Below are 2,083 nucleotides of genomic sequence, written 5' to 3'. Positions count from 1 at the left end.
GCGGTCGGCGTTCGGCCTAACCTGGCGCTCAACTCGGACCCAGCCTGCTTTGTCCCCCGCTCTCTCTCATCCACTCGCTTCCTCGGCTCCGTTCTGCGCCTCGGTGCAGGCCGGGCCGGTTAGCTTCGTTCGTTAGGCGCATCCCAATGAGAATTCCAATCCAGCCTCTCTTCCTTGGTTTCTGCGTGCTAACGATTGGATGCAAGCACGAAACGAAAGTTCACGAACTTAAGGATGTGTATGAATCATTCGGGCGCCATAAACCTGAAACACAGTTCCCGTTCTTTGTTCTAGGTGACGAAGCCAGAAAGAAAATCGATAAAAATAAACTAGAGCTATTCACAAAGGCGCAAACCGACATTGATTTAATCAATTCTCACCAACAGCCCATTTTCTGCAAACAAGTGATGGTCGTTTCTGATGGTGGCACAACCACATTCGAAGGTCCTGAATACAACATCACCAGGCACAGTCATCTCGACCGGCTGAATGGCCTCCCGTGTATTTGGCGTGGCATTACCATAGAGTTCAAAGTGGCCAGTCCTGGGCACCAAGAATTGAAAGAAGTGCGCCAAACCTGGGTTGAGTTCCTTCCCTGATGCGCCTAACCCTCCGCTCAACTCGGACCCCGCCTGCATTGCCTGCCGCTCTCTCTCAACTTCTCGCTTTCTCGGCTCCGCTCATCGCCTCGGTGCAGGCGGGGCCGGTTAGCTTCATTCGTTAGGCCTCCCGCAAAACCCACTCCATGAGGTGCTGAATGAGTAATGCAAGCGATCCATCCTCATCAAAGAAGTCCACTCGACTTTGGTTAATTGTTTGTCTTGTGGCCATCATTGCTTCGATAGCCATGTACAAGGTATGGCGACAAGGGCTCGAGGACGGGGCTGCTCTCGCGCACCAAACCACCAAGTGATCGGCCTAACCGTTAGCTCAACTCGGACCCCGCCTGCATTGTCCGCCGCTCTCTCTCAACTTCTCGCTTCCTCGGCTCCGCTCGTCGCCTCGGTGCAGGCGGGGCCGGTTAGCTTTGTTCGTTAGGCCGCCCGTGATTCGCAAGCTATGCCTCCCACTGCTGGTTGTCTGGGCATTCGGCTGCAAGCCAAGCTCTTCAGCTTCGCTTTACACAATTCCGAAGGATCACATTACGGTCCTCGTGGGTGATGCAGGGAAATCCCTATGCAGCATGTTTGATGCAGGGATTGGCAACAATCTCGACCTCGTTCAGCCTTCAGATTCCGTTCTTCTCAAAGTGCAACAACAGCTTCCAGAGTTTATTCGTGTCAATCAACCCAGCATGTTTAAGAAATTTTATAAGTACAGGTTCCAGGTGGCCTGTGCGCGGAACAGCGGCAAAACATTCCTGTTCATCAATGCGTTTGACGAATCCATCTTGGCGGGCAGGCCTGAATTGAGGTTTAAACCGATCGACGTTCAAGATGGTGGAGATTCCTTCTGGAAAATCACATACTCAATTGAAAAGAAAACCTTCACCAAACTGTCCGTCAACGGCTCGGCCTAACCCTCCGCTCAACTCGGACCCCGCCTGCATTGCCTTCCGCTCTTTCTCTTCATCTCGCTTTCTCGGCTTCGTTCTGCGTCCCGGTGCAGGCGGGGCCGGTTAGCTTCATTCGTTAGGCCGACGTGGGCGGGCTCGGCCAAATCCGCTTCTGGTATGACTTCCCCGAGGTCCCGTCGCGCTAGAGTGGGTCATTCCATCTCCGTCACTTCCCGCTGGTCCTGGTTTTTCAATCTTCCGCTCTTTTCCATTCTCAGCGCTTGGGCCGGTAGGTCCGGCATGGTGGCCTCACCCGCCCACCTCCGCCTAACGTGCCCGTCTCATGGCCTCGGTTCATCCATCGGTCGGCGTTCGGCCTAACCTGGCGCTCAACTCGGACCCAGCCTGCTTTGTCCCCCGCTCTTGTATGTTCTCCACGTCCGGCCCCTTTCGATCATCAGATGGATCTGACGGCCGGAAGGAGGTCCGTGTTTCAAACGGGGGGATGGTGCCGATTCCGTTCATGGCGCTGAAATAATCGCCGAGAGAGAGATTCAGCCCATCCCCCTTCCCGTGGCACGCCGGAGG

2 protein-coding genes are annotated in these 2,083 nt (G+C 54.9%); both read left to right on the top strand.

Going from position 1 to position 2,083, the window contains the following annotated elements:
* The first annotated feature begins 185 nt into the window (after window positions 1-185).
* The gene (locus QSJ33_RS15550) at window positions 186-599 is read left to right on the top strand and encodes a hypothetical protein (RefSeq protein ID WP_285727892.1); all 414 of its coding nucleotides are present in this window, start codon (window positions 186-188) and stop codon (window positions 597-599) included.
* A gap of 446 nt (window positions 600-1,045) precedes the next feature.
* Window positions 1,046-1,519, top strand: coding sequence for a hypothetical protein (locus QSJ33_RS15545; protein WP_285727890.1), 474 nt, complete (start codon window positions 1,046-1,048; stop codon window positions 1,517-1,519).
* The last annotated feature ends 564 nt before the right edge of the window (window positions 1,520-2,083 follow it).

Origin of the sequence: Geothrix rubra (assembly GCF_030268065.1) — a bacterium.
In the GTDB taxonomy this organism is placed as follows: domain Bacteria; phylum Acidobacteriota; class Holophagae; order Holophagales; family Holophagaceae; genus Geothrix; species Geothrix rubra.
Note: the sequence above shows the minus strand (reverse complement) of the source record. Positions and strands in the feature narration are given on the sequence as shown.